This window comes from Enterococcus sp. DIV0802b (assembly GCF_050543535.1).
Lineage (GTDB): Bacteria > Bacillota > Bacilli > Lactobacillales > Enterococcaceae > Enterococcus_D > Enterococcus_D entomosocium.
Map to the genome: position 1 here is coordinate 1,141,492 of NZ_CP172941.1, position 23,285 is coordinate 1,164,776.

Sequence of the window (23,285 nt, forward strand, 5' to 3'; positions counted from 1 at the left end):
CTCTCTGTCCGCCAAGATTGAAGAGCGTGTTTTTTTATTTATTCATCCCATGTAGCAGGACCGTAAGTAACGGAATATGGTGCATTCCCTTTGGAAGAAAAATGCATAACCACTGTTGCTTTTTTACCACCTGCAATAGAATTAGGAATATTATTTGAATATGTCGAAGCATCGAAAGTCGCTAATTCTGAGTTTCCATCGTAAAGATCGAATGTTTGCGCATTAAAGTCTATTGGTTCGTTCGAAGTATTTTCTACTATAGCTGTTACAACAACAGGATGCTCACCTTCTTTAGGATCGTTTAAAGATACTGAATCGTCTGCTTTTACTTCCGTAACAGTAATCCTTTCATTAGTTGTAAAGTCAGCAGGTTCTCCATATTTAAATGAACTCGTCGATGATGATGAGCTGCCATCTTCTTGGGTAGCAGATGTGCCTTCGAATAAATTCTCAAAATTTGCTATTCGTTCAGATAGCTCACTGTTTTCTGATTTCAGTTTTGAATTCTCGGTTGTTAAACTATTCACTGTATCCTGTAAATCTGAATCGTTGGATCCTCCTGCGTCACCACCTTGACCACTGCACCCAGAAAGAAATAACACACTAAACAGCAACCCGTAAACTACTTTTTTCATTTCTTTTCCTCATTTCTTTGATATAATAATTTTGTAATCACTCAGAAATGAGTTTCCCTTATCGAAGCTGTAACTTCGGTAGGGGTATTTTTTTATCCATAGTTTAGCATGCTTTCTCGAACGCAACTTTCAAGGTTCCATGGTATGTTGTAATACTCCATAAATTTAACCGCATTCAATTGCTCTTTGTCAAAGTCGTAATCATTTGACCAAATAAATAAAAGTATTTCTATAGCAATCCGATTTGCTTCAAATTCTAATTTACGCCTGCTGTAATCTGTTGCGTTGTAATAAGCAGAAAGTTCTTCATGCTTTTTAATGCAATGACCTAGTTCGTGGGATATTTCAAAATCTGAATTATTCTCAAGTAATTTATCACTTAAAAAAATCACTTTTTCATCCGCAAAATAAATACCGCTTCGATCCATATCCGTAAAGATCAGATCCAAACCCATATCATTTACTATTTTTAGCAAATGATGATTAACCTCGCACATATACACATCACATCGCTTTACTTTTTCTCTGCAGCTCTTTTTGCAGCTAGAACTGATTTCAAGAACTCTACTTCTTCATCTGTTACTGGTTCTCCGTCGAATGCGAAGACTCCATATTTTTCAGCAAGAGAGGTTTGCTCCTCGCGTCCTAAAAGATAGTCAACGCTAACATTGAAGTAATCTGCTACTGCTTCTAATCTATCTGATTTAGGGCTAGCAGTTTTCCATTGGTAAAAAAGATTTTCGCTAAAACCAAGATCAGTAGCGACCTTAGAAACACTAACACCTCTTTTATCAGCAAGATATTTAATTCTATCAAACACAGTCATATCAATGGGTCTCCTTTGTTTGAGGAATAAAATTATAGTTAACTATAGAAAAGTGTTGACATTATTTATAGTTTGCTATAATATAGACCTCGTAAGATAAATGGCAAGAAAAAAAGATACAGAAATCTAACCTAATAATTCCAACGTTTGGCGACGTAATCGAAATAAAAGGGTTTTTGTAAGCTTATTTAACTATGTTTTCATTTTATAGTTTTCTATAGAAATGTCAATAGGTTATTGTAAATTTCTTGCCGATTATCTTACTAAACGTGTAAGAAAGGGAGGTAATTATATGCCGAGTATAGCAACGGGAAGGCAAAAAGTGTTGGAATACATTGAAGAAAATAATATTTCTATGTCCGATCTAGCTGTCGCATATGGAGTAAAAAGGCAAGATATGCATTCTTATTTGACCGGAAAACTAGAAAATGTTAAAGGCAACCAATTGATTCTCAGAATCATTGCCGATTATCGAATCAGATAGGAGCGATTAAATTGAAAAAGCCGACATTAAAAGAATTGATTATATCTGCTGAAAAAGAAGTAAATCCAGATGATTGGTATCGGCAAGGACTTATCCTAGAAAGATTTCATGGGATGTCAAAATCGACTTTGTTGCAATACTGCAAGGAGATGGACGAAATACCTGAATTCGCAGAAGGCTTGCTTCGCCCGGGGCCATCGACCACATTCATTCATTACCAAACATTTTTATGGTTCTTAAAGTGGAAAGATACTAACAAGTATCTAACCAATAAATTATCTCCACACGAGGTGCTTGGCGGTGTTACAGCATGAACTACACCTTAAAACAAGAACTTATGATCCATGGTCTCATCAAAGAAAAGATGAGAACCTTACACGATCAACTTAATGATCGGAAAGTACCACTGACTGAAACACAACGAGATTTGTCGATTCGGGAATTGAGGAGTTATCAAGAGTTGATTTATCAGAATCGGCTTAATCGGCAAATAGAATTGAGGTGATTTTATGAAAGGTTTACGAAGATCAGCATTCATCATCACTATATTTTTCTTAGGCGTTTGGTTCGGAAATCACCGTCAGTTGCCAGATTGGGCGGTTGTATCATTACCAGTGTCGATCATGTGGTGGTTGATCAAGTATGACGAGATTGCTTATAGAAGACGGTTAAGGAGGGGAGTACAAAATGCTGATAGAAGAAAAGCTTCATCAGTTCCAATGCAAGAGCTGCAATAGGATGAAACTCATCAACGCTACAGAATTGAAAAAATGTGAGCCGTGGAAAGGTCCCTACTGCACGAAATGCGGCAGACGTCTCAAGGAGATTAAGAAATTATATGCAAAAAAATAGCGACTCCGCCGGCAAGCATAGAGTCGCATACGAAACATATCTGGCTACATTGTAGCACGAGAGGAGAAATTTTCAAATGATTACTATTACTGGACTTAACGATGACATCTATACAGCAATGCTTGGGAACGCTCAAGAGCGAGTAATCGATAGCATCATGACTGCCGCTAGTCAAGGGCGCACAAGCATTACGATCGCTAGTAAAGGATTAACGCCAGGATTCTTGTCTCAACTTCAGAATGAAGGTGTGGACAATCTGGTAGAACAAGACGGACGTTACAAATTGTTTTGGGAATTCTAGGAGGGATTGCAGTGGGAGTGGTAGAAGGAGCGAGAAAACAAATAAGAAAAATGGAACACATTATTGATCAAATCAACGAGGCGGAAGATTTGCTAGTAAGTCTAAAAACACCTGCGTTGCATCCTGTCAGTAATGAGTTAATGAATGACATCGAAATAGGCATTTCTACTCACTTCATGGGCAGTGGCTATTTTAAAGAAGATGCCAAGTATAGATGCCATCGAGTTTATATTGAACAAGATTTAGGAATCAAAGATATTCAAGGTCAAATCAGGGATTTGATTACGGAATCCTGTGAAAAGCGAATTGAGGATTTGAAATCAGAATTGCGAAAAATGATCTTTTACGCTGGTGATCGCCATGAATGATTTTGATTCATTAGGCGCTAGGCAACAACCTGAAATTGAACCAAAACCGATCGCTGTTGATTGGAAAGGCGAACCACTTTTTAAAGGCGATATCGTCTACACAACTGACTTGGGATTAGTTCATGAAGATCAGATTATCGACTACGCAAACGAAAATTACAGAAAAATAAATATTGGAGGAATTTAAAAATGGCAAATGATTTAACTCAAACAACGCAGCGTTCATTAGACGAGCAAGTAATTGGCAATTTAGATCGGTTAAAAGATCAAGGGTTAGAAATGCCCCCAAATTACAGCCCCCAGAATGCGCTGAAGAGTGCTTTCTTTGAACTTACAAATAATACAGCCGGCAACTTGCTTCAAGCGGCTGCTAACAACCAAGAAACGAAGACATCGATTTCTAATGCCCTGTTGGATATGGTTATTCAAGGATTATCACCTGCGAAGAAACAATGCTACTTCATCAAGTATGGAAACAAAGTACAGCTTATGCGTTCATATTTTGGCACCATGGCAGTTCTTGATCGAGTGACAGGCGGTGCTGACATCACTCCTGTAGTCGTACGAAAAGGCGATGATTTTCAAGTGGGTATGGATGGACCAAACATGGTAGTCACTAAACACGATACCAGTTTTGAAAATCTGGATAATGAAATTGTTGCTGCTTATGTAGTGATCAAACTTGCTAATGGCAAAGAGACTACAACAGTCATGACCAAGAAACAAATTGATCAGAGTTGGGCTAAGTCAAAAATGAAGGGATCTGGACCTCAAAAAGAATTTCCGGAAGAAATGGCAAAGCGTACGGTGATCAACCGAGCAGCTAAAGCTTTAATCAACACGAGCAATGACAATGATTTATTCGTTCAGGCTGCAAAAGATACACTTGAAAATGAATTTGATGATCGCCAAATTAAACCTGCAGAACCAGTTAAGGTTCAAGCAATCGAAAATAAATTACAACAGAAAATGGGCATTAAGCAAGCAGAGCCGATTGAAGAATCAGCACCAATCGAAGACTTGATGAAACCGAAAGAAGCTGTTGATCAGGAGTCGGAAGAACAACCAGTTGATCTTAAATCATTAGAAAAAATAGCCGAAGAAGCAGAACCTGTTCAAGGAGATCTTGGTATCATTCCTAACTTTGACAGAGAGGAAGGTGCCAATGATGAAGGATTCCTCCCAGAAGAAGATTACCCGTTCTAAAATCAAACTCACTGATGATAATTACTACGGCAATGAAGTGGACTGGCAATACATGTCGGTATCTCAATACAAAAACTTTCTCAAATGTCCTGCGGCTGCTTTAGCCAAACTAAAAGGTGACTGGCAGCCATTATCTGATCCAATTGCTTTATTAGTTGGAAACTACGTCCATTCTTATTTTGAGGACCTAACGGTTCATGAAAAATTCAAGGAAGAAAATAAAAACAGGATGTTTTCTTCTAGAAAACCTTATGGACTTTTGAAAGATTTCAAGATCGCTGAACAGATGATCGACCGATTGATTGTCGAAGATGCGTTCCTGAATTTATACCAAGGCGAAAAAGAAGTGATCGTAACTGGGGAACTATTTGGTGTCGAGTGGAAGGGAAAAATTGATTGCTTAAATTTCGAAGATGACTATTTCGTAGATATCAAAACAAGTAAAGATATTCATGAAAGAAAATGGAATGAGATTTACGGTCAACGATGCACCTTCATTGAGAATTTTGGTTACGTCTTACAGATGGCTGTTTACTGCGAATTACTCAAACAGCAATACGGAAAAGATTTTGTTCCTATAATCGCTGCAGTTTCTAAACAGACACCTAGCGAAGCGAAGTTAATCACGCTGGACGAGGACAAAATGTCATTCGAGTTAATCAACTTAAGAGACAACATCGATCGTATTCAACGGATAAAAATGGGTGAAGAAAAACCAGAAGCTTGTGGAACTTGTGAGTATTGCCGGGCAAATCAACGAATAACCGGATTTACAAGTATGAACGACTTGTAAGGTGGTGATTTAAATGGCAGACAAAGGTTGGGTTGCTATCCACCGCAGTATAAGAGATCACTGGCTTTATCAAGAGAAACGAGTATTTTCTAAATACTAAAGCGTGGTTAGACCTAGTCATGGATGCCAATCATAAACAAAACAAGTTTGTGTTTGATGGCAAATTAGTTGAAGTTGAACGTGGCCAGAAAATCACTTCAATACGTCAACTATCTGAAAGATGGCGATGGTCTAGAACAAAAGTTACTGACTTTTTAACCTTGTTGGAAAAAGATGGAATGTTAGTTAGAAAAAGTGACAGTAAAAAGACGGTTATAACCATTGTTAATTATGACATTTATCAGAATCAAGATAATAAAAAAAGCCACTCAAGTGACACTGAAAAGCCACAGAAAAGCACAAACAACAATGATAAAACAATGATTAACAATGATAACAATAAAGGTATTACGTCAGGGAAACGCAAAAAGCGCGTTTACGCAGACGACGACCCTAATAAAATTCTTGCAAAAACTCTTTTCAAACTAATCAAAAAGAATCAAGACATCAAAGAACCGAACTTGGATGATTGGGCGAATACAATTCGCCTAACAATCGAATCAGATAAACGATCAGGTAAAGAAGTTCAAGAAATGATTGTGTGGGCTTCTCAACATGAATTTTGGAGCACGGTTGTTTTGTCACCTTCAAGTCTACGAAAGCATTTTGACAAGATGAATGCTCAAAAAGACAAGCCTAGAACAACAAGCGGAAATAACAAACTACAAAATACAGGTTCAGATGAGTATGATGATCTGCCTATATAGATTGAGGTGAAAAATGGAAAGCATAGCCAAAGGTATGCAGATTCTGATAGAAAAAGTACTCATTGTAAGGGGCGAATGTCCAGAGTGCGGCGGTAACTTGTATGGCTATCGTGCAAAAAATAAAGATGGTTCGGAACGGTGTGCGCCTACGTGTATGAAATGCGGATTTTATGATCTTAAACGCAAAGAAGATATTCAAACGGAACGCATCTACAACGAAAGCCTAAAAAACAAAACACTCAATTTCTTTAAATTTGGGTCAGTGATTACCGACAAATCTTTGTTTGACTGTTCTTTTGATAATTACAAAATTATTGATGTGGAAACAGAGACTGCTGTTAATATCACAAAAAGTTTTGTGGAAGCTGTACTGAGTGGTGAACCCAAACATCTTGCTTTGAATGGAAAGTCAGGTAGCGGTAAAAGTCATCTAGCCATGGCTGCCACTTGGGAAATTATTAAACAGTCAGATTATGACAAAAAATGTCTGTTTATTAGCTATCGTGAATTGTTGGAGCAAATCAAGTATTCATTCAATGACGAGCAATTGAGAAAGGAAATTCAAGGTTCACTAATGAAAGATATCAAGACAGCTGATCTTGTAGTGATCGATGATTTGGGGTCAGAGCTAGGAGGAACTACTTATAGCAGTAGCACGAATTTCAATAATGACACATTGAACTCGATTTTAGAAGCTCGTCAAAATCAGGCGATCATTTTAACTACAAATTTGACTGGAAAAGAAATGAAGAACGCATATGGAGAAAGAATAGTATCTCGATTATTTAAAAATTCAAAAGGATTCGCATTTAAGTTCGTAACTACAGCAGATAAACGATTAAGGGCGGTGTAGCTATTGGTTACAAAAAATAGAAGTAAGTACGGAAATACTAAACATGAAGTAGACGGCATTCTCTTTGATTCAAAAGCCGAAGCCAGATACTACAAAATTTTGAAACAAAAAGGGATGAGCTTTCTGCCAATATCTGATAATTTTTGCGAAATGCAAAAAAATATGATCTTGCAAGAGGGATTTTATAGTGATGGTTTGAAGGTAGCTCCAATACATTATCGAGCTGATTTCGTCATTTATGAAGAAGGCAAGCTGGTTAAAGTAGTTGATGTCAAAGGGTATCAAGATGCAATCTCGATGTTGAAAATGAAGATGTTTGCTAACCGATACGGGTTCCCAGTGACATTCGCAAAGTTCAATTCTAAAACCAATAGATTCGAGGAAATGAGTTGCTTTGAATCAGCTCGTCAGCAGCGCAAAAGAGCAAGCGATCGCCGCAAGAGAAAATTGGAGGGAACCAAATGATGGAGAGGTCTAAAGAATGGAATGTTCAATTTTTGGACGTAAACGGCGATGTGAAATATCAAATCAGCCAAACCTGTACAGAATCGAAAGCAATAACACTTGCTCGGAAGCTAGAACAGATGTGGCGAACACGACCGGCAAACGAACGCAGCAGTAAGAAACAATCAAAGCTAGTTGCAATTCGATCAAGAAAAAATCTTTTGTAAAAATGTAGTTTGGAGGAATAAATGTGCTAAACATGAGGGTTTTAGATTACCAAATAACAAGCGATGAAAACTCTGTCTCGGTAAGTAAAGCTAGGATTAGCGAGAAAAATGGTAATGAAGTATCTACATTAGTTGGACATTACCCAACTTTGGAAATGGCAATGAGAGGTGTTCAGAAACACTACACGCTCGGTGGCGGAACAGAAATTAAAACTATTGAAGATTATCGGACGGCTTTAACAGAAGTACAAGAAGCTTTTCAAATCGAATTAAAATTGGAGGAAAACAAAAATGACTAAACAAGTAAACTTTCGACCAGAGGTAAAAAAGGCTACATCAAAATCTAACGGAAATGTAGAAGTGCTACTAGTGGTAAACAACGGATCACTGAAAGGCCGCTATGACGACTTGAGCGACTTTTTAGGCAAGACGGTATCAGTTACGATCCAACCTGAAACAGTCGGCTACACGCTTCCTATCAATAAACAGACTAAACGTCCGAACGTCAATTATGCAGTAAATAGCGATGGAACAATTGAAGTCTTGAAAGAAGAACAAACTTCTTTAGATGTCGGTGATGGCGTTGAAGAAATTGAAATGGTTGAGATTCAAGTTTCCAAAGAAACCATTGATGAATTCATTAAAAATGCTACCTCATTGCCATTACCGGACAGCATCACAATCAATCCTCGTGATGTATTAATTCAAATCGAGGAGGGCGAGAAAATTTCCGAAGTAGCTGCTGTTTATGAAATGTCTGAAGATGCATTGATTGATCAGATTGAAATCTCTCGTCAGTACTTCGCACCATTCGCTGATACTTGGAGCAAGAAAAAAGATGAAGTGATCTTCAAAGAATTATCAGGTGATTCGGATGGGGAAGAATGACGGCAAAATAATTATTCTTGAAGATGCAAAATTCTATTGGAGCGTCGGCGTGATTAACCAAGCAAAAGATCTCTTTGTTAAAGGGTTTAAGCCAAGCGAAGTTGCTCAAATCATGAATGAGAAATTGATCGATGTTGGATTATTGTACCTTCACTTATTGGAAAGTAACCAGATTAAGTAGGTGATCCCATGAAATGCAATCGATGTAAAGGCGAAAGGATTATTTGGGGAAAAGATATGTTTGGCCGGGCAGTAGCAATCAACTGTCCGGTCTGTAATAAAGATGGTGGTGCTGTTCGCAAAGAAATGAAGGAGTGGGGAAATGGACATTCTCGAAGTATTTTGGACAAACGTTGACTGGCACTTAAAAGCTAAGAAAGTAGCTTTGAGAAAAACTCACGAAGAAGCGAGAAAGAAAAGAGCCGGAATTCAATTGCGGACTGTTGAGGATATTGCAAAATCTTTAAAGATCGATGATTATTCGATACTTTTTGAAAAGATTGAGAGTCAGTAATCCACCAAAATTGTGGAAATAAAAAAACTACCCTAAAAGAGTAGCAACAGAATCATAAATTATTTTTTTTGGAATCGGAAATTCCGTGTTTAACTGCCAATCTGATGATTCCATAAAGCATAAATCCTATAAAAATATACCAAATAAAAGCTAAAAAAGTTCCCAAAGCAATACCTCCTTTTAGGTATTGTAACATATTTTACCAAGTCAGTTATCCGACGAAATAGAAAAAACTTAAGCTGATAAAAATAGATCAGCTTAAGTAGGGGACAATTGAAAAATAAACTTTATAAAAAATCATTTTATCTCTGCATATACATTACCATTATTCCGACCAAATTCAACTATTTCTGGTAGAACTGCAGTATCACTTTGGGCAAAGTTGATTAACTGAATCACCCAACCTGTTAATTCTTGTGGGATGGTATAGGCGACAGGACCTTTGTCTGTAGAAACGGTTACAATTGGATGTTTGTCAAATGAATTTTTTGGATTAATGAAACCAGCTGAAAGTACGTTATAAGATGTACCCTCATCCTTAAATTCTAGTGGTTCATGTTTCGAAGCATCTGTGTAAATCTTGGCACCAGCAGTATTTTTAATGAATTCTGACATTTTTAAACCTCCTTTAATATGTAAACAATACCATATATAAAAGAATTTTTGTGAAAAATATCAACTTTAGAGGGCGTTAAATTATCCGCTCGAAGTAAAAGTATCATGTATTTCGAAATGCTTGATTTAAAACAAGAAACTCAGGTCATTAAAGTAATCAGTCAATGTTTAAAATGGATGAAAGAGTAATTACACAATCTTCAGCGATAGAAAAAAATCAGTAAACCTATTCTTCTAAGAAGGACAAAAGGAAAACTAAACCCATAAAAAACCAAAAAAATCTTGGCCCAATACCTAATATAAAAAATACAATTGCCATGATAAGAAAAGGTTTATTACCCTTACTGTAATCAAATTTAAAAAATTTCATACAATCGCCTCCTATGGCGATTATATCATGAACGGAGGGATAAGAATGAGTGAAGTAAAAGTTGAGGTTTTAAATCATGTGTCTGGTGAGGAACTAGAAAATATGTTGAACCACTATCTGGGCGCTGGATTCAATATCCAAGATAGCCATGTTAGGTGGTATCAAGGAACAATTGAGGGTGTCTACGTTTTTGCAAAATATATTGCCGTCGAAATCAAACAGGAGGGATAAGATGTTCGGATTAATAAAGAAGAAAAAAGAATATGATTTAGCAGATCAAATTCCGGTAGATAATCTGAAAAAATATGTGGTTCAAGGATACGAGAAAGAGAAGTCTCTGGAATTACAAATTGAAAAGAAAGATTCTGAAATTGAAAAACTTCAAAATGATCTGCAGCAATTTGATGCCTTGAAAGTCGTACTTGAGAACAAAGAAAAAACAATTGCGGATTTGAATGGGAGACTTTACAGCATCGATCATTATAAGTCACGTATAGAAGATCTAGAATCAAAAAATAATACGCTGAAGATCGAAAAAAAGCAGTTAGCTGATGAAGTCAACGAGCTGAAAAGACAAGAAAAGCAAATCACTGAAAAAATATCGGATAAGGTTTCTAAAGAAATTTCAGCTGCAATCAAATTGAATCTGAAAAAGAAGGTCTTGGGGATCAAAGGTAATCTTAGCAAAGGGCAGGTCATTAATTTGATTGATACAATCCAACAGAATGAGCAGGAGGAATAAGGATGAAATACATCATTACCACTGACCATGAGGAACAAGGTTGGCTTAATTCCTTTAATGATTGGGCAAATTTTTCATACAAAATGAATCAAGAAGTTAAAGAAGAAGATCTGGATTCTGTAAGGAAAAATATTTACAGATTTAACAATGAGCTTGCTTGTGGTCGTGCCATTCGTTTGTTTGAACAGGAGGGACAAAATGGTACCAAAATTTAGAGCGTGGGATAAAAACAATAAAGAAATGATTTCTTGGAGATATTTGTTAAATGGGTATAATTTGCGAAATGTTTTTATGAGACCTGAAATGTGTGGATTAGAACTCATGCAATCCACTGGTTTGAAAGACAAGAACGACGTGGAGATTTTCGAGGGGGATATCGTTTCAGTAAGAAATCATCCATTTCAGAAAATAGAAAAATCGGGCGCTGGCATCGAAATTGATGATGATTATGCGATTTCTTGGAATGAAGGGGACCTAACTTGGTGTGCGGGTAATCTTTTGTTAGCAAGATTAAAACCTTATGTAACTGTCGCCGGCAACATCTACGAGAACCCAGAACTTTTGGATCAATCCAATGAAAGTTAATCATTATACGGTACTGGCTGTTGTATCAATACTGCTAACGATCGCTGGCTTGAGTTGGCTATCCCATACAATATTCAACCAACAACAGCAAATCATAAAGCTAGAACAGCAGCTGCAGCATGAGAAGATGAAGTACAAGATTATTATCAACGATCCGTTAGCAAGGGATGCGATGGAAGCAGGTGGATGAAAATGTCATCAGATGAAACGAGTCAAAAATTGTTTATTAATGCGTATAACGAATGGAAAGAAATAGCAAACCGTATATCGAACGCTTTTAGGTTATTTGGAGATTCAATGGATGAAGCTGTTCTAAATATTCAAATCAAACAATCCAGAGATCCAAGGGTCAAGAAATATCATCAAATTTATCGTAGGACAAAGAAATCAAGAATCAAGAGAAAGCAACTGAAAAAAATCAAAGCTATCTTGTAATCGGAGGATAAATGATGGACTTTGCAGTAGCAATTTTTTTCGCAGTCGTAGCGACAGTGGTCGCAAGTGTAATTTTCGGTAAAGAATTAGATGAAAAGGAGAAGCAAGCCATTGCCAAAGAAAAAATCGAAAGTAAAAAAGAAGAAGCGTAAGTTACTAGAAAAAGCCAAGGCGAACGGAACGATTAATAAAAAAGTCCTTGGTAAGACCTTGAAAAGTTTGGTCATCAATGAAGAACATCAACATGGTTCACATTTTGATAAATAAAAAAAGCCACTACCTTTTGGGTAAGTGACCTGTGACAAGACTATTTTACCATAAAGGGGTGGCGTTTGTGAGATTTCAATGGCTTAAAAACTACCAAGACTTAGAAGAACAAATACTCTTCATGAAATGGAATCTTAACAAGAGTAGGTTGGAATTAGATCGATGGGTCAACGGTGATTTAGCAAACGTGCGCCTTGAAAAAAATTCAAGATCATCATCGTTGGAAGAAAACATCAGGATCATAGAGAATGAACTAGAGCTGCTTGAAAAAGAAAAAGTTGAACTGATGGAATTGATTGATTCGTTCAGCGGTGCAGACAATCAAATTGTTAAATTAAAGTATATTGATGACATGGATGTTTATGATATAGCAGAAGCTACAGGCTACAGCGTATCTTATATCAGAAAGCGGCATACAGAGATTCGAAAGACGTTGTCGTTTGTTGATGATTATGAGGCAAGGCGAGAGGACCGCTTAAAGAAGCAAGAAGAAATTGATTATTATGCAGCAGACCAGAATCAGTTGCGCTTGTTTTGACATTGTCACAAAATGCGACCTCAAAGCCTGTGTATATTTCTTGATTTAATCGGGTTATATTAATAGCGTAGAAGAAACGGAGAGACGGTTATTGGACTACTCACACTATTCAATAACTGAAAGGGGGCTAATCCCTCATCGCTTTACTTCTTTGATGGATACGAAAGACAGCACAATTTTTTGAAGCGAGGTGAAAAACCTCATTTCGAAATTCGCTAGTGCTGTCTTTTTGTTATTGCTTTCATTTTAATCGAAAGGTATGATTGTTTAAAAATGAAAGTTGGTTTGATAAAATGGATTTATTTTTAAGCTGGTCAACTGATAGAAGTAAAAAACTTGCATGTATATTTAATAATTGGGTAACTAAAGTAATACCTCAACTTGAAGTTTATTATTCTCCCAATGATATTCAACCTGGAGAAAGATGGAGTGACAGTATAAAAGACGGCTTAAAAGGAAATCCTATGGGTATTTTTTTTGTTGTTGAAGAAAATATTGTTCAACCTTGGTTAAACTTTGAAGCTGGCGCTATATCCAATCAAGTGGGAAATACGAATGTAATACCTCTTTTACATGATATTGAACCATCAAGAATAACGGGACCGTTGACGCAATTCCAAGCAATTGCTTATAACAAGGATGATTTTAGAAGACTCATAAGGTTGATTAATGTAAACATTACAGATGTAAGGCAAATTGATCAATCAATATTAGATGAGATTTTTGATAAATGGTATCCTGACTTTGAAAATCAATACGAAAAATTTAAAACTGAAAATCCAAGTCCGGAAGTTAAAGAAGTTAGCGGTACATTAGATGAAGACGGGCAATTATCAGAAGTCTTATCCATTTTAAGATCAATGGAAAGAAACTCCTTGAATAATAGTTTGGTAGATAGACCTCAAAGAATAAATGAGAATACTATCTACTATCAGAATAATTTATTCAATGAAATAGAAGAATTAGAAGTGGTTGATCCTATTAGATATAAGATTGCAATCCGTAATATCGAACTAGAATATGACGAATTCATAATGGAAATTAAAAAGTGGGCTTTTTCATACAATGGTAAAATAAACTTAAAAAGGATAAATCGTAATTCAAAAGGGACTTACTACGTTACAATTGAATTAGCAGAAACATATAATAATTCTTCTTTAACAATTAATAGTATAACGAAAGATTTATATTCACTCTTGCCTTCAAAAACTAAAATAACAATACTTTAATAGAAATTGTAAGGATCGTGATTTAAATGGTTGTGAGAGGACCTACAAGGTAACGAAAGCTTTTCGTAGATAATTTAAAAACCGAAAAAAGAATCAGACAAAGGTTGCCATTGAAGCTGAACAAAGTCCTGTGTCTGACAGTTCACAAGCTTTTCAACTCCTTCAAAATCCTATAGTTTTAGAATATCTAAAAAAACGAGAAAAGCAGCTGGAGAAGGATTGAAGCAGACTCGATGCTTAAAAGATATTGAGAATTAAGTTAATATTTATGACGCTCTGATCTGGTGAGATTTTTCTTTTTTTCGTACAATTCAATTTTTTCTTTTTGATTCTTTAATTTGATATTTTGAATTTCGTAGTGTTTATAAATTATATCTTGTATAGATTTTATGGACTTAGGTGAAATAGCGAGAAGATTTACAAAACTTCCTGCTAACAACACCCAAAATTTTATAGCTTCTACAGTATCTTGGCTAAACTCTAACCCTGGTAATAATTCAATAAAGCCACCGCGAGGCGTTAAATATTTTAGATCGGAAGTGTAAGAAAGTAGAACTTGTTTAGATTCATCAGTCAATTCAGATGAATCTAAAACTGTCTGTTTAAGATCTATATTATTTTCTTGTAGATAATTTTGAATCTGAAAAGACAAATGTGTGACATCTGACATTAAGTCTTTGTATTCGTCAGAAGGGCCGTTGCAATTTGCTATGAAAACATATGATTGTAATTTTCTTTTTTCAAAAGAATCAAGCGAAGTGTTTTTATTGATTTCACTCAATTCAGCAACAAGTTGGTTGATTTCTATATTATTATCCATAGGGCACATCCTTTTTTTCAATGATTATATCATGGACAGTTAGCAAAAGCGCTGAGATATAATGGCAGCTCGAAATATCAGAAAACAAAACTCAACAAATTAATGATCGTGAGGTGGTGTATATTGAATGGCTAGGCAACGAGATCCAAGAAGAGATGAAGCAAGAGAGCTATGGCTAAAATCCGATGGCAAAAAGCTTTTGAAAGAAATTGCAGAAGAACTTGGCATTTCTGATTCTCAAATCCGAAAGTGGAAATCACAGGATAAATGGGCAGAAGAATTGAAAGGTAATGTTACCAATGCGAAAAGGAACGTTACCAATCGAGGTGGTGCGCCGTCGGGGAATCAAAATGCCAAAGGAAACAAAGGGAACAAACAGGCGTCTCCGCCATCAGGCAATAAAAATGCGCTGAAAACAGGGGAATATGAAACCATATTTGCGGAATATCTAACTGAAGAAGAGAAGGATCTTTATTCGAATTTGAATGATGATCCTTTTTTTGTTATGTCAGAAGAGGTGCGGCTATTAAAAATAAGACAGCGCCGGATGATGAAGCGTATTGCTGATGTGCAAGCCGGACTAACAGAGAAAGAAACTGAACAGCTTCTCGAGCTACGAGGACGTAAGACGCTTGTCGAATCGAAGAAATTCGGACGAAAAGTTCAGGTTGATGTTCCAGAATTAGTCTTGACGGAGAGGAAAGAAAAATCGTTCAGGAAAATTGAAGATATTTTGGCCATTGAAGATGCCTTAACACGAGTGAGCGCTCAATTGCAGCGTGCAGTTAAGCAGCTTGCTGATCTAACGATGAATGATAAGCGCAGTAGGCTGATGGACGTACAAATCGATCACACGAAAGCTCAAACAACCAGAGCATTGATCAATAAGGATGGCGATGAGAATGATGGCGGAACTGTTATCAACATCATCGACGATATTGGGTGATTGGGATGGCGAAAGTTGTAACGCAAAAAAACGTAAAACTAACTGATGTTCTAGCTCCTTCATTTTATTCATTTCACAAAGCAGTAAAAGACGGCTTGCATTCTTCCTATTGGTTGAAAGGTGGTCGTGGATCTACAAAATCATCCGCTATTTCAGTTGAAATTATTCTCGGCATTGAAAAGGATACAAATGCAAATGCTGTTGTTTTAAGGAAAGTAGCTGAAACGCTTCGAGAGTCAGTTTATGAACAAATGCTCTGGGCGATTGACATTCTCGGCTTAACCGATGAGTATCATGCATCAGTCAAGCCGCTACGAATAACTAAAATTAGGACAGGGCAACGAATTATATTCAAAGGTGCAGAAAAGCCTAAAAAGGTAAAGGCATCAAAATTCCGTAGGGGTTATGCAAAATTCATATGGTATGAGGAAGTCGATGAATTTAATTCAATGGCTGAAATTAGAACGATCAACCAATCTCTTGGTCGTGGTGGTGCAGGCATCACTATCTTCTATTCTTTCAATCCGCCGGAAAGTAACACTAACTGGACAAACCTAGAAATTCAACAGCAACAAGTTCGTGATGAGGTTTTTGTCCATCACAGCGATTACAGGACAGTTCCGAAAGAATGGTTAGGGGAATTGTTCATCCAAGAGGCAGAACACCTTAAGAAGACGAATGAGGACAAATACAAGCATGAGTATCTAGGCGAGGTGACTGGTACAGGTGCAGAAGTATTTAAGAATATCACTGTCCGTAAAATCACTGATGAAGAAATTGCAAGCTTTGATAAAGTTTCGCACGGTATCGACCACGGTTACGCCGGGGATCCGATGCACTACACGAAAAATCATTTCGACAAGACGCGGCGTAAGCTTTATATATTCGGAGAAGTTCATAAAGTGGGATTGTCTAACCTTAAGGCAGTTTCAGCAATTAGAAAACTAAATCCTGATAATGAAATTGTTATAGCAGATAGCGCTGAACCTAGAACAAATAATGAATTCAAAGATTTAGGATTGAAGATAAAAGGAGCTAAAAAAGGACCTGGTTCTATCGAACATGGGATCAAGTGGCTGCAAGATCTGGAAGAAATTATCATCGATCCATATCGTTGTCCAAATACTAAGCGAGAATTTTCAACTTATGAGCTGGAACGAGACTCTAACGGAAATCTTAAAGGGTCTTATCCAGATAAAAATAACCACTCGATTGATGCGGTTCGTTACTCTCGTGAAGAAGAAATGAAGAAACCAGCCAAAATAAAAATTATGAAGTAGGAGGTGTTGCGATTTGGACATTGAAACAGTCAAGAAAATCATTAGTGAGAATCTGAAGGGGTTTCCCAGTAAAATTCGAAAAATCAGAAAATCAGAACTATATTATGAAAATAAAAATGACATCTTACGTAGGCGAAATCCTTTGGCGGATAGAATTAAAGATAAGGATCCCGACAATCCTTTGAGGAATGCTGATAATCGTATCAGTCATTCGTTTCATCAACTTCTAGTTAATCAAAAGGCTGCATATGCAATGACGGTTCCGCCTTTGTTTGACGTTGATGACAAACACTTAAATGAGGAAATCGTAAAGTTGTTAGGGGATGTCTATCCCAAAGTTGCTAAAGATCTATGTATCAATGCTAGTAATGCAGGGATTGCATGGTTACATGTGTGGAGAGATGAAGAACACCAGAATTTCTTTCGATATGCGGTCATTGATTCTAAGCAGATCATACCGATATACTCTAAGCGATTATCTAATCAATTAGAAGGTATTTTGAGAGTATATGAGGATTATGATGATGCGGGAGATGTTTTATTGGTATATGAGTATTGGAATAACGAAGAGTGTAGTGCTTATTCTAGAAAAAAAAGCAAGACACTCGATAGTCTAGAGGAATACGAGGTATTTAATCTCATAGATGTTGCAACGAATCAACCAGCGGGCGCAACAAATACTTATAAACACGGATGGTCAAGATTACCATTCATTCCTTTGAGAAATAATCCTCTACAACAACCAGATTTGGAAATGTACAAAGCTTTGATTGACGTCTATGACAAGGTCTTTTCTGGTTTTGTTAATGATGTTGACGATATTCAAGAAATCATTTATGTGTTGACCAATTATGGTGGGGAAGATAAAAAGGAATTCTTGAATGACTTGAAAAAATACAAAATGGTTCAGGTCGAAGATGATGGCCAAGGAGCTAAAGGAGGAGTTGAGACACTCGCTATTGATATTCCAATTGAAGCACGATCAAAGATTTTGGAAATGACGCGAGATAGTATATTTGTCCACGGACAAGGTGTGGATCCTCAGAAAAATATTGGCCAGAACAACAGCGGTGCTGCTTTAAAATATATGTACTCATTACTAGAGCTTAAAGCGTCGATGTTAGAAACAGAATTCCGTTTAGGATTCGCTGAATTGGTCCGATTTATTCTAGAATATTCTGGCAAAGATGCGAACGTTACAATTAAACAGACATGGACTCGTTCTGCAATCAACAATGACCTTGAACAAGCGGACATTGTCAGCAAACTTGCTCCAGTGACGAGCGAAGAGAATCTTGCCAAGGCTAACCCGATTGTTGAGAATTGGGAGACAGAGGTCGCAAATCTAAAAGAGGAGCGTCAAAAAGAATATCGAGGAGAGGATGATTATCGACCGGAGGAATGATCTAAATGAGATATTGGCAAAAGCGTTACCTGCAGATTTCGATTGATCGTGATCGAAAGGACCAAGATTATATCCGACAGATGCAAAAAGAATACAGGCGTTTATCAAAGTCAATGTACAAAGAGATAAAAGGATGGATCGACCGATATGCCGATAACGATCAAATTTCATCTAAAGATGCACAACAGATTTTGTCCAAGAAAGAACAAAAGGCCTGGTCAATGACATTGGAGCAATTTCGGCAAAAAGCAATATCGGGCGGCTACGAGCAAGAGTTAAATCGTGAGTATTTCAAATCAAGAGTCAGTCGTTTGGATCAGCTTCAACGACAGCTTTACTTTGAACTTGCCGAGATGGCGAAAAATCAAGAAGCAGCGCTGCAATCACATCTAAAAGAATCGCTTAATGAGAGTTACCTCCGTCAGATCTATGAACTGACGGATCAGGGCGCTTTTTCTTTGAATTTTAGTCGTTACAGTAGTCATGCACTGCAAGTGGCCATCTCCAAACCGTGGAAAGGCAATAATTTTTCAGGAAGAATTTGGAAAAACCATCTTAAAAACATTCCAGACCGATTGGCAAAAACGATATCCCTATCCATACTGCATGGATGGGGTGTGGATCGTACGGTCAAAGAAATGATGTTTGGAATCGATTCTGTGTTACGTAATAGAATGACAACTCTAGTCCAAACTGAATCGGCGCACTTAGCTGAAGTGGCCAATGATAAAGCAATGGCGGAAACAGGTGTGGAGGAGTGGGAATGGCTTGCTACTCTTGAAGCTCATACCTGTGATCGTTGTGGTGGATTTGATGGTAAGACTTCAAAAGAGTTGAAGGAGAAGTTTGGATACATTCCCAGTTGTCCGGATCACCCGAATTGTCGTTGTACTCGTGTTCCTGTCATGAATGGGTGGAAATCTAAGTCAAGATGGCAGAGAGATCCAATCACTGGTAAAGGTTCAGTTGAGGATTACCAAACATTCAATGAATGGAAAATAGCTAACGCCAATAAGATTAAACAGGCTCAAGAAGAAAGCAAAGGTTCTAAGACCAAATACGCCAAACTTAAAAAAGAAGATTTTGAAAAGCTTATTAAGCAGTCTGGAAAAGTTTCAGTAAGAGACAAAAAGATTCTATATGAGGGTAAAGATGGTTACATTGGTACAACAAACTCATTTAAAATTAATGAGTTTTTGAGAGATAATGGAACCAATCTTTCTGATGCCAGCAAGAACACTATTCGTGTGCTTGATAGAGTAATTAAGAAAAACACCTTAAAACAGGCTGTATCTACAAATAGATGGGTTGAAAATAGTTGGCTACAAGACTATGCAAAATCACATTATCGGGAGATTGGCAGCCTATCAGTTGAGAATCTATTGAAACACTTCAACTCTGGCTCAGCAACATTTGAAAGTTCTGGATTTGTTTCTACAAGCCTTGTTCCGTCTAGAAACCTATTTAATAAAGTACGCAATATAAAAATGGAAATCGAAGTACCTAAAGGTGCTCAAGTTTTCGTCACAGAAAACCATATTGAAAGTGAAATGATTTTGAACAAAGGCTCATTCTATGAGATAATGGGAGCGGAAATAAGGCAACTTGCCAATCGTGAAATAATGGTTATCAAGATGCGTTGGAAAGGATGAGAACCTTGTCTTTTGAAGAGGAATTCCAAAAAATGGTAGATGGATTAAATTGGAAGAAAACGGAAATAACAGCTGAAGAAATAGCTCAATTGTCTGATGATGAATTAAGATATTCATGGGCTGGGGTCGAACTTACTAAGCAAGAGGCAGAGCTTATTGAAGCTGAAATGAAAAAAAGAGGACTAATAAAATAGCACTGGAATCGCTATATATACTGATGAGTGCTAGTTTAGCATGATTAGAAATTAATTGTTTGGCAATAGTAGTTAGAAGGAGGATTACTGTGACTGAAGATAACGGCCTACTAAAAAGTATAGCAAAGAATCCTAAAGAGTACCTAAAATATGAAACAAGGTCTCTTCAAGAGCGAATTGAAGCCGTGAAGCTGAGCGAAGAACAAAAAGAAAAAGTAAAAATTGATACTACTGTTGAAGCTGGGGGAAGTACCATTAAGTCAGGATTAAGTATCCTTACAGCAGGAACATCAGATATTATTTTTGAAGTTTTGAGCTGGAAAAAGAGACTTGATGAAAATATGGACGATGCAAAAAAATCTATATTGATGGCTGAGTACATGAAAAAATTTGATACTATCGAACAAGGAGTTGACAACTTAGAAAAAGTATTATCAGACTTATATGGACAGACTCTATTTAGCAAAATTGATAATATGGTCGCTGATAATCCTTTAGATGATGAGATTATTAAGAAACTAAGTAATGTCATGAAAACTATTAGTGATTCTGATAACTTAGAAGCAATTTTTCCTCCTGCAAAGCAAGTTCTGAATCTAATCAATAAGCTAAGCCCAATGTCACTTTATATGATTGGAGAATTTCCGAAGTGGCCAACATTTTCAATGCAAATGATGATGTCAATGGGTGGAAGAGTAAATGGATTTGAATCCCACTTTGTAGATGCATACAAATCTTATAATCCGCAATTTGACAAGAATTCAATTGAAACAGCTGTAAATGAAATGTCTAGCTCGGGTTTGATTTATGGAGCCCAACTCGGTCAAAATAGTAATATAATAAAAACCAACCTAACTAATACAGGTAGATTTCTATATGAAGCTATCACGTAAAACCAAAGTCTAGTAAGTTTACTAGGCTTTTTATTTTGCAAAAAAATCGACCGGAACGTCGTTAAACTAACAAATCCAACCGGTGTCGTTGCACCGTAAAATCTCGAAAGGATGAACAATATGAAAAGAGAAGAGCTTAAAAAATTAGGGCTGTCGGATGAGCAAGTAGATGTGGTGATGGCACAGCATGGCCAAACTGTTCAGTCACTTAACACTCAAATTGCTACATTGCAGCAGTCGGAAACAGAACTAAAGAACCAGGTTTCAAAAAATGCCGAGGACTTGAAGAAACTGCAGAAAGACAACAGCGATAATGAAGAGCTGAAAAAGCAGCTAAAAGAGCTGCAAAAGGAAAATGCAGCACAAGAAGAAAAGTATCAGGAATCGCTCACTAAAGTGCAACGTGATTCGGCCCTTTCGGCATTGCTTGCTGAAGCAAAAGTAAAAAATCCTAAAGCAGTTGCTGCATTGTTAGATGATGAAAAAATTGTCTTTAAAGACGGAGAATTATCTGGTGCGAAGGAACAAATTGAATCGCTACAAAAATCAGATGCGTATCTGTTTGACTTAGGCACTAAGCAAGGTGGGTATAACCCTTCTGCAGGACAGCCTGCAACAAATTATGCTTCTTTTGACGAAGCAATGGAAAAAGGTGACGTAGATGGTTTTTTGCGTCAACAAATTGAAAGTGAGGAAAATGAATAATGGCGAATGAAATTACAAAAATTCTGGATACTATTACTCCAGAACAGTATACAAAATATACAAATTGGTACGCGGAGCAACACTCGGCGTTCATTCAATCGGGTATCTTAGTACCAACACCAACTTTAGATCAAATGATCGTAGCAGGTGGGCTGCTAGTTACAATGCCCGAATGGAGTAAGACAGCGTTAGTTGATCAAGTCTTAGCTGAAGACAAAGCTCTAGAAACTGGTAAAACCAGTGCAGCTAAACAAGTAGCACCAGTGCTTTACCGTGGAACGGGGGCAGCGTATACGGATCTTGCTGCAATCACTGCTGGATCTAATCCTGCAACTCAGATTTTAAGTGACTTTGGTGTATATACGATCGAATCTGACCAAGAAATTTTGCAAACGATCATCAAAGCGTTGTTCGCAAAAGGAACAGGACAAAACAAAGGGGCATTGGCAGATTCTCACGTATCAGATCAATCTACGGCCAAAAATCCAGTGATTTGTCCTGAAATGGTTATTGATGCACGGTCGATTTTAGGAACTTCTCGAAGCAAGTTATCAGTGATTGCAATGCATTCTAAAGTAAAAGCAGAACTGGAAAAGCAAAATACTCAAACAAAACATTTTATTCCCGCAAGTGACTCTAAGTCTGGATTTGATACGTATCTCGGTATGCGTGTTGTAGAAGATGATGCATTACTACCAAATGCAGATGGTATTTATGAAACCTATCTTTATGCTACAGGTGCCTTTGGTCGAAATACTGCAACACCAGCAGACATGGTGACTTATGAACCTGATCGTGATAAAGCAAAAGGAAATAACATGCTTTATGTTCGTCGTGCTCGTGTAATTCATCCTTTCGGCTTGGCTTTTGAAAATGCTCAAGTTTCTGAGCTAACGCCAACAAATGCTGATCTAGCTTTACCTAAAAATTGGAAGAAAGTTCGCGAAGACAAGAAAATTGGTTTGGTTTGTTTGCGTCACAAAATCAGTGCTGATTTAGAAGAAACGACGCCACAAACTGAAGGATAAGTGATCGTATGGAAGAGCTGAAAGAACGAATTCTTAAAAAATTGAAGAAGCTGAAAGGCATCGATGACGATGGTTCAAACGATGTCTTTTTGTTTGCAATTGAAACAGCTATTCAAGACATTCTGAACTATTGTCATTTCGAAATAGAAGACTGGCCGGTGGCTTTGGATAACACTACAGTTTTAATGTCAATTGATCTTATCAATGAAACAGATTTTTTTCTTAAAGCGGCAGAAGCTGAAGGTGAAATGAAGTCTTTAAGCGAAGGGGATTTCTCAATCACAAAAGAAACTAGGGCAGAGGCGTATCAAAAAATGATGCAGTTGCCTTCTTTTTCTAGAAGCTATTTCAGGATCCTGAATCAGTTTAGACGGTTGAGGTGAA

The 23,285-nt window shown here is 37.1% G+C and carries 40 protein-coding genes; 34 read left to right on the forward strand and 6 right to left on the reverse strand.

What is annotated here, in order from left to right; genetic code table 11:
* Window positions 1–38 precede the first annotated feature (38 nt).
* The 3 genes from IGJ12_RS05370 to IGJ12_RS05380 form a co-directional block, all read right to left on the reverse strand.
* Window positions 39–635, reverse strand: a complete 597-nt coding sequence (locus tag IGJ12_RS05370) for a DUF4352 domain-containing protein (protein ID WP_194188125.1) — start codon at window positions 633–635, stop codon at window positions 39–41.
* Window positions 636–727: 92 nt separating this feature from the next.
* Window positions 728–1,111 (reverse strand): ImmA/IrrE family metallo-endopeptidase, encoded by a 384-nt coding sequence (locus tag IGJ12_RS05375; protein WP_255321219.1) that lies wholly within the window; start codon window positions 1,109–1,111, stop codon window positions 728–730.
* Window positions 1,112–1,149: 38 nt separating this feature from the next.
* Window positions 1,150–1,461, reverse strand: a complete 312-nt coding sequence (locus IGJ12_RS05380; RefSeq protein ID WP_218212728.1) for a helix-turn-helix domain-containing protein — start codon at window positions 1,459–1,461, stop codon at window positions 1,150–1,152.
* Window positions 1,462–1,753: 292 nt separating this feature from the next.
* On the opposite strand from IGJ12_RS05380, the gene IGJ12_RS05385 reads away from it, so the two are divergent.
* The 15 genes from IGJ12_RS05385 to IGJ12_RS05455 all read left to right on the forward strand — a co-directional run bounded on the left by IGJ12_RS05385 (window position 1,754) and on the right by IGJ12_RS05455 (window position 9,197).
* Window positions 1,754–1,945: a hypothetical protein gene (locus tag IGJ12_RS05385; RefSeq protein WP_218212727.1), complete on the forward strand. Its 192-nt coding sequence runs from the start codon at window positions 1,754–1,756 to the stop codon at window positions 1,943–1,945.
* Between the two features lie 11 nt (window positions 1,946–1,956).
* Window positions 1,957–2,259: a hypothetical protein gene (locus tag IGJ12_RS05390; protein WP_218212726.1), complete on the forward strand. Its 303-nt coding sequence runs from the start codon at window positions 1,957–1,959 to the stop codon at window positions 2,257–2,259.
* A 614-nt stretch (window positions 2,260–2,873) separates the two neighbouring features.
* Window positions 2,874–3,098, forward strand: coding sequence for a hypothetical protein (locus tag IGJ12_RS05395; protein ID WP_060792329.1), 225 nt, complete (start codon window positions 2,874–2,876; stop codon window positions 3,096–3,098).
* A gap of 11 nt (window positions 3,099–3,109) precedes the next feature.
* Window positions 3,110–3,466, forward strand: coding sequence for a hypothetical protein (locus IGJ12_RS05400; protein ID WP_010749249.1), 357 nt, complete (start codon window positions 3,110–3,112; stop codon window positions 3,464–3,466).
* The gene (locus tag IGJ12_RS05405) at window positions 3,459–3,653 is read left to right on the forward strand and encodes a hypothetical protein (protein ID WP_218212724.1); all 195 of its coding nucleotides are present in this window, start codon (window positions 3,459–3,461) and stop codon (window positions 3,651–3,653) included. Before IGJ12_RS05400 ends, IGJ12_RS05405 begins: the two co-directional genes overlap by 8 nt.
* Before the next feature lie 2 nt (window positions 3,654–3,655).
* Complete coding sequence (locus IGJ12_RS05410; protein ID WP_218212723.1) at window positions 3,656–4,672, forward strand: recombinase RecT; 1,017 nt, start codon at window positions 3,656–3,658, stop codon at window positions 4,670–4,672.
* Window positions 4,635–5,465, forward strand: coding sequence for a PD-(D/E)XK nuclease-like domain-containing protein (locus tag IGJ12_RS05415; RefSeq protein WP_430619584.1), 831 nt, complete (start codon window positions 4,635–4,637; stop codon window positions 5,463–5,465). Before IGJ12_RS05410 ends, IGJ12_RS05415 begins: the two co-directional genes overlap by 38 nt.
* Window positions 5,466–5,584: 119 nt before the next feature.
* Window positions 5,585–6,271 carry a hypothetical protein gene (locus IGJ12_RS05420; protein ID WP_430619438.1) on the forward strand — a complete coding sequence of 229 codons (687 nt, stop codon included), beginning with the start codon at window positions 5,585–5,587 and terminating at the stop codon, window positions 6,269–6,271.
* Window positions 6,272–6,284: 13 nt separating this feature from the next.
* Window positions 6,285–7,124, forward strand: a complete 840-nt coding sequence (locus IGJ12_RS05425; protein ID WP_430619439.1) for an ATP-binding protein — start codon at window positions 6,285–6,287, stop codon at window positions 7,122–7,124.
* 3 nt (window positions 7,125–7,127) lie between these two features.
* Window positions 7,128–7,589, forward strand: a complete 462-nt coding sequence (locus IGJ12_RS05430) for a DUF1064 domain-containing protein (protein ID WP_430619440.1) — start codon at window positions 7,128–7,130, stop codon at window positions 7,587–7,589.
* Window positions 7,586–7,795 (forward strand): hypothetical protein, encoded by a 210-nt coding sequence (locus IGJ12_RS05435; protein ID WP_430619441.1) that lies wholly within the window; start codon window positions 7,586–7,588, stop codon window positions 7,793–7,795. The genes IGJ12_RS05430 and IGJ12_RS05435 overlap by 4 nt, the downstream gene beginning before the upstream one ends.
* A gap of 23 nt (window positions 7,796–7,818) precedes the next feature.
* Entirely contained in the window at window positions 7,819–8,094 is a 276-nt protein-coding gene (locus tag IGJ12_RS05440) for a hypothetical protein (RefSeq protein WP_428219252.1), read from the forward strand.
* On the forward strand, window positions 8,087–8,683 hold the full coding sequence (locus IGJ12_RS05445; RefSeq protein ID WP_201689756.1) for a hypothetical protein: 597 nt from the start codon (window positions 8,087–8,089) through the stop codon (window positions 8,681–8,683). The genes IGJ12_RS05440 and IGJ12_RS05445 overlap by 8 nt, the downstream gene beginning before the upstream one ends.
* Window positions 8,670–8,864: a hypothetical protein gene (locus IGJ12_RS05450; protein ID WP_201689754.1), complete on the forward strand. Its 195-nt coding sequence runs from the start codon at window positions 8,670–8,672 to the stop codon at window positions 8,862–8,864. The genes IGJ12_RS05445 and IGJ12_RS05450 overlap by 14 nt, the downstream gene beginning before the upstream one ends.
* Window positions 8,865–9,005: 141 nt before the next feature.
* Window positions 9,006–9,197 carry a hypothetical protein gene (locus IGJ12_RS05455; protein WP_101699408.1) on the forward strand — a complete coding sequence of 64 codons (192 nt, stop codon included), beginning with the start codon at window positions 9,006–9,008 and terminating at the stop codon, window positions 9,195–9,197.
* A 297-nt stretch (window positions 9,198–9,494) separates the two neighbouring features.
* Here IGJ12_RS05455 and IGJ12_RS05460 read toward each other — a convergent pair whose 3' ends face one another.
* Both IGJ12_RS05460 and IGJ12_RS05465 read right to left on the reverse strand, forming a co-directional pair.
* Complete coding sequence (locus IGJ12_RS05460) at window positions 9,495–9,812, reverse strand: hypothetical protein (RefSeq protein WP_144330465.1); 318 nt, start codon at window positions 9,810–9,812, stop codon at window positions 9,495–9,497.
* 226 nt (window positions 9,813–10,038) lie between these two features.
* Window positions 10,039–10,182 carry a hypothetical protein gene (locus IGJ12_RS05465; protein ID WP_428219254.1) on the reverse strand — a complete coding sequence of 48 codons (144 nt, stop codon included), beginning with the start codon at window positions 10,180–10,182 and terminating at the stop codon, window positions 10,039–10,041.
* 45 nt (window positions 10,183–10,227) lie between these two features.
* Between IGJ12_RS05465 and IGJ12_RS05470 the strand changes: the two genes are divergently transcribed.
* The 10 genes from IGJ12_RS05470 (at window position 10,228) to IGJ12_RS05515 (ending at window position 13,978) form a co-directional block, all read left to right on the forward strand.
* Window positions 10,228–10,413, forward strand: coding sequence for a hypothetical protein (locus IGJ12_RS05470; protein ID WP_428219255.1), 186 nt, complete (start codon window positions 10,228–10,230; stop codon window positions 10,411–10,413).
* 1 nt (window position 10,414) lies between these two features.
* The gene (locus tag IGJ12_RS05475) at window positions 10,415–10,924 is read left to right on the forward strand and encodes a hypothetical protein (protein ID WP_430619442.1); all 510 of its coding nucleotides are present in this window, start codon (window positions 10,415–10,417) and stop codon (window positions 10,922–10,924) included.
* 2 nt (window positions 10,925–10,926) lie between these two features.
* Window positions 10,927–11,139, forward strand: coding sequence for a hypothetical protein (locus tag IGJ12_RS05480; protein WP_430619443.1), 213 nt, complete (start codon window positions 10,927–10,929; stop codon window positions 11,137–11,139).
* Window positions 11,123–11,509 carry a YopX family protein gene (locus IGJ12_RS05485; protein WP_430619444.1) on the forward strand — a complete coding sequence of 129 codons (387 nt, stop codon included), beginning with the start codon at window positions 11,123–11,125 and terminating at the stop codon, window positions 11,507–11,509. The genes IGJ12_RS05480 and IGJ12_RS05485 overlap by 17 nt, the downstream gene beginning before the upstream one ends.
* Complete coding sequence (locus IGJ12_RS05490) at window positions 11,499–11,699, forward strand: hypothetical protein (RefSeq protein WP_430619445.1); 201 nt, start codon at window positions 11,499–11,501, stop codon at window positions 11,697–11,699. Before IGJ12_RS05485 ends, IGJ12_RS05490 begins: the two co-directional genes overlap by 11 nt.
* A 2-nt stretch (window positions 11,700–11,701) precedes the next feature.
* Entirely contained in the window at window positions 11,702–11,944 is a 243-nt protein-coding gene (locus tag IGJ12_RS05495) for a hypothetical protein (protein ID WP_430619446.1), read from the forward strand.
* Between the two features lie 14 nt (window positions 11,945–11,958).
* Window positions 11,959–12,096 carry a hypothetical protein gene (locus tag IGJ12_RS05500; protein ID WP_231472552.1) on the forward strand — a complete coding sequence of 46 codons (138 nt, stop codon included), beginning with the start codon at window positions 11,959–11,961 and terminating at the stop codon, window positions 12,094–12,096.
* Window positions 12,056–12,211: a hypothetical protein gene (locus IGJ12_RS05505; protein ID WP_430619447.1), complete on the forward strand. Its 156-nt coding sequence runs from the start codon at window positions 12,056–12,058 to the stop codon at window positions 12,209–12,211. The genes IGJ12_RS05500 and IGJ12_RS05505 overlap by 41 nt, the downstream gene beginning before the upstream one ends.
* A gap of 67 nt (window positions 12,212–12,278) precedes the next feature.
* Window positions 12,279–12,749 (forward strand): hypothetical protein, encoded by a 471-nt coding sequence (locus tag IGJ12_RS05510; RefSeq protein ID WP_430619448.1) that lies wholly within the window; start codon window positions 12,279–12,281, stop codon window positions 12,747–12,749.
* A gap of 293 nt (window positions 12,750–13,042) precedes the next feature.
* Window positions 13,043–13,978, forward strand: coding sequence for a TIR domain-containing protein (locus IGJ12_RS05515; RefSeq protein WP_430619449.1), 936 nt, complete (start codon window positions 13,043–13,045; stop codon window positions 13,976–13,978).
* Window positions 13,979–14,237: 259 nt separating this feature from the next.
* Here IGJ12_RS05515 and IGJ12_RS05520 read toward each other — a convergent pair whose 3' ends face one another.
* Window positions 14,238–14,798: a hypothetical protein gene (locus IGJ12_RS05520; protein WP_231455961.1), complete on the reverse strand. Its 561-nt coding sequence runs from the start codon at window positions 14,796–14,798 to the stop codon at window positions 14,238–14,240.
* A 127-nt stretch (window positions 14,799–14,925) separates the two neighbouring features.
* Here IGJ12_RS05520 and terS point away from each other — a divergent pair, with 127 nt between their 5' ends.
* The 9 genes from terS to IGJ12_RS05565 all read left to right on the forward strand — a co-directional run bounded on the left by terS (window position 14,926) and on the right by IGJ12_RS05565 (window position 23,284).
* Window positions 14,926–15,744 (forward strand): phage terminase small subunit, encoded by an 819-nt coding sequence (gene terS / locus IGJ12_RS05525; protein ID WP_430619450.1) that lies wholly within the window; start codon window positions 14,926–14,928, stop codon window positions 15,742–15,744.
* A 5-nt stretch (window positions 15,745–15,749) separates the two neighbouring features.
* Entirely contained in the window at window positions 15,750–17,024 is a 1,275-nt protein-coding gene (locus tag IGJ12_RS05530) for a PBSX family phage terminase large subunit (protein ID WP_430619451.1), read from the forward strand.
* A 13-nt stretch (window positions 17,025–17,037) separates the two neighbouring features.
* Complete coding sequence (locus IGJ12_RS05535) at window positions 17,038–18,429, forward strand: phage portal protein (protein WP_171917618.1); 1,392 nt, start codon at window positions 17,038–17,040, stop codon at window positions 18,427–18,429.
* 5 nt (window positions 18,430–18,434) lie between these two features.
* On the forward strand, window positions 18,435–20,081 hold the full coding sequence (locus tag IGJ12_RS05540; RefSeq protein ID WP_430619452.1) for an ADP-ribosyltransferase: 1,647 nt from the start codon (window positions 18,435–18,437) through the stop codon (window positions 20,079–20,081).
* Window positions 20,082–20,086: 5 nt separating this feature from the next.
* Window positions 20,087–20,275, forward strand: coding sequence for a hypothetical protein (locus IGJ12_RS05545; protein ID WP_428206275.1), 189 nt, complete (start codon window positions 20,087–20,089; stop codon window positions 20,273–20,275).
* A gap of 89 nt (window positions 20,276–20,364) precedes the next feature.
* Window positions 20,365–21,168: a hypothetical protein gene (locus tag IGJ12_RS05550; RefSeq protein ID WP_430619453.1), complete on the forward strand. Its 804-nt coding sequence runs from the start codon at window positions 20,365–20,367 to the stop codon at window positions 21,166–21,168.
* 120 nt (window positions 21,169–21,288) lie between these two features.
* The gene (locus tag IGJ12_RS05555; protein ID WP_428206273.1) at window positions 21,289–21,873 is read left to right on the forward strand and encodes a phage scaffolding protein; all 585 of its coding nucleotides are present in this window, start codon (window positions 21,289–21,291) and stop codon (window positions 21,871–21,873) included.
* Window positions 21,873–22,901: a head protein gene (locus IGJ12_RS05560; protein WP_430619454.1), complete on the forward strand. Its 1,029-nt coding sequence runs from the start codon at window positions 21,873–21,875 to the stop codon at window positions 22,899–22,901. The genes IGJ12_RS05555 and IGJ12_RS05560 overlap by 1 nt, the downstream gene beginning before the upstream one ends.
* A gap of 8 nt (window positions 22,902–22,909) precedes the next feature.
* Complete coding sequence (locus IGJ12_RS05565) at window positions 22,910–23,284, forward strand: hypothetical protein (RefSeq protein ID WP_430619455.1); 375 nt, start codon at window positions 22,910–22,912, stop codon at window positions 23,282–23,284.
* Window position 23,285: the final 1 nt, after the last annotated feature.

What these genes read in the sequence shown, in the direction of transcription:
- IGJ12_RS05395 (WP_060792329.1), top strand. Translation starts at nt 2,874, where the DNA reads ATGATTACTATTACTGGACTTAACGATGACATCTATACAGCAATGCTT.
- IGJ12_RS05450 (WP_201689754.1), top strand. Translation starts at nt 8,670, where the DNA reads ATGGGGAAGAATGACGGCAAAATAATTATTCTTGAAGATGCAAAATTC.
- IGJ12_RS05410 (WP_218212723.1), top strand. Translation starts at nt 3,656, where the DNA reads ATGGCAAATGATTTAACTCAAACAACGCAGCGTTCATTAGACGAGCAA.
- terS (WP_430619450.1), top strand. Translation starts at nt 14,926, where the DNA reads ATGGCTAGGCAACGAGATCCAAGAAGAGATGAAGCAAGAGAGCTATGG.
- IGJ12_RS05465 (WP_428219254.1), bottom strand. Translation starts at nt 10,182, where the DNA reads ATGAAATTTTTTAAATTTGATTACAGTAAGGGTAATAAACCTTTTCTT.
- IGJ12_RS05540 (WP_430619452.1), top strand. Translation starts at nt 18,435, where the DNA reads ATGAGATATTGGCAAAAGCGTTACCTGCAGATTTCGATTGATCGTGAT.
- IGJ12_RS05385 (WP_218212727.1), top strand. Translation starts at nt 1,754, where the DNA reads ATGCCGAGTATAGCAACGGGAAGGCAAAAAGTGTTGGAATACATTGAA.
- IGJ12_RS05370 (WP_194188125.1), bottom strand. Translation starts at nt 635, where the DNA reads ATGAAAAAAGTAGTTTACGGGTTGCTGTTTAGTGTGTTATTTCTTTCT.
- IGJ12_RS05380 (WP_218212728.1), bottom strand. Translation starts at nt 1,461, where the DNA reads ATGACTGTGTTTGATAGAATTAAATATCTTGCTGATAAAAGAGGTGTT.
- IGJ12_RS05435 (WP_430619441.1), top strand. Translation starts at nt 7,586, where the DNA reads ATGATGGAGAGGTCTAAAGAATGGAATGTTCAATTTTTGGACGTAAAC.
- IGJ12_RS05425 (WP_430619439.1), top strand. Translation starts at nt 6,285, where the DNA reads ATGGAAAGCATAGCCAAAGGTATGCAGATTCTGATAGAAAAAGTACTC.
- IGJ12_RS05420 (WP_430619438.1), top strand. Translation starts at nt 5,585, where the DNA reads ATGGATGCCAATCATAAACAAAACAAGTTTGTGTTTGATGGCAAATTA.
- IGJ12_RS05445 (WP_201689756.1), top strand. Translation starts at nt 8,087, where the DNA reads ATGACTAAACAAGTAAACTTTCGACCAGAGGTAAAAAAGGCTACATCA.
- IGJ12_RS05460 (WP_144330465.1), bottom strand. Translation starts at nt 9,812, where the DNA reads ATGTCAGAATTCATTAAAAATACTGCTGGTGCCAAGATTTACACAGAT.
- IGJ12_RS05560 (WP_430619454.1), top strand. Translation starts at nt 21,873, where the DNA reads ATGGCGAATGAAATTACAAAAATTCTGGATACTATTACTCCAGAACAG.
- IGJ12_RS05515 (WP_430619449.1), top strand. Translation starts at nt 13,043, where the DNA reads ATGGATTTATTTTTAAGCTGGTCAACTGATAGAAGTAAAAAACTTGCA.
- IGJ12_RS05415 (WP_430619584.1), top strand. Translation starts at nt 4,635, where the DNA reads ATGAAGGATTCCTCCCAGAAGAAGATTACCCGTTCTAAAATCAAACTC.
- IGJ12_RS05490 (WP_430619445.1), top strand. Translation starts at nt 11,499, where the DNA reads ATGAAAGTTAATCATTATACGGTACTGGCTGTTGTATCAATACTGCTA.
- IGJ12_RS05475 (WP_430619442.1), top strand. Translation starts at nt 10,415, where the DNA reads ATGTTCGGATTAATAAAGAAGAAAAAAGAATATGATTTAGCAGATCAA.
- IGJ12_RS05480 (WP_430619443.1), top strand. Translation starts at nt 10,927, where the DNA reads ATGAAATACATCATTACCACTGACCATGAGGAACAAGGTTGGCTTAAT.
- IGJ12_RS05500 (WP_231472552.1), top strand. Translation starts at nt 11,959, where the DNA reads ATGGACTTTGCAGTAGCAATTTTTTTCGCAGTCGTAGCGACAGTGGTC.
- IGJ12_RS05455 (WP_101699408.1), top strand. Translation starts at nt 9,006, where the DNA reads ATGGACATTCTCGAAGTATTTTGGACAAACGTTGACTGGCACTTAAAA.
- IGJ12_RS05520 (WP_231455961.1), bottom strand. Translation starts at nt 14,798, where the DNA reads ATGGATAATAATATAGAAATCAACCAACTTGTTGCTGAATTGAGTGAA.
- IGJ12_RS05470 (WP_428219255.1), top strand. Translation starts at nt 10,228, where the DNA reads ATGAGTGAAGTAAAAGTTGAGGTTTTAAATCATGTGTCTGGTGAGGAA.
- IGJ12_RS05565 (WP_430619455.1), top strand. Translation starts at nt 22,910, where the DNA reads ATGGAAGAGCTGAAAGAACGAATTCTTAAAAAATTGAAGAAGCTGAAA.
- IGJ12_RS05495 (WP_430619446.1), top strand. Translation starts at nt 11,702, where the DNA reads ATGTCATCAGATGAAACGAGTCAAAAATTGTTTATTAATGCGTATAAC.
- IGJ12_RS05485 (WP_430619444.1), top strand. Translation starts at nt 11,123, where the DNA reads ATGGTACCAAAATTTAGAGCGTGGGATAAAAACAATAAAGAAATGATT.
- IGJ12_RS05530 (WP_430619451.1), top strand. Translation starts at nt 15,750, where the DNA reads ATGGCGAAAGTTGTAACGCAAAAAAACGTAAAACTAACTGATGTTCTA.
- IGJ12_RS05555 (WP_428206273.1), top strand. Translation starts at nt 21,289, where the DNA reads ATGAAAAGAGAAGAGCTTAAAAAATTAGGGCTGTCGGATGAGCAAGTA.
- IGJ12_RS05405 (WP_218212724.1), top strand. Translation starts at nt 3,459, where the DNA reads ATGAATGATTTTGATTCATTAGGCGCTAGGCAACAACCTGAAATTGAA.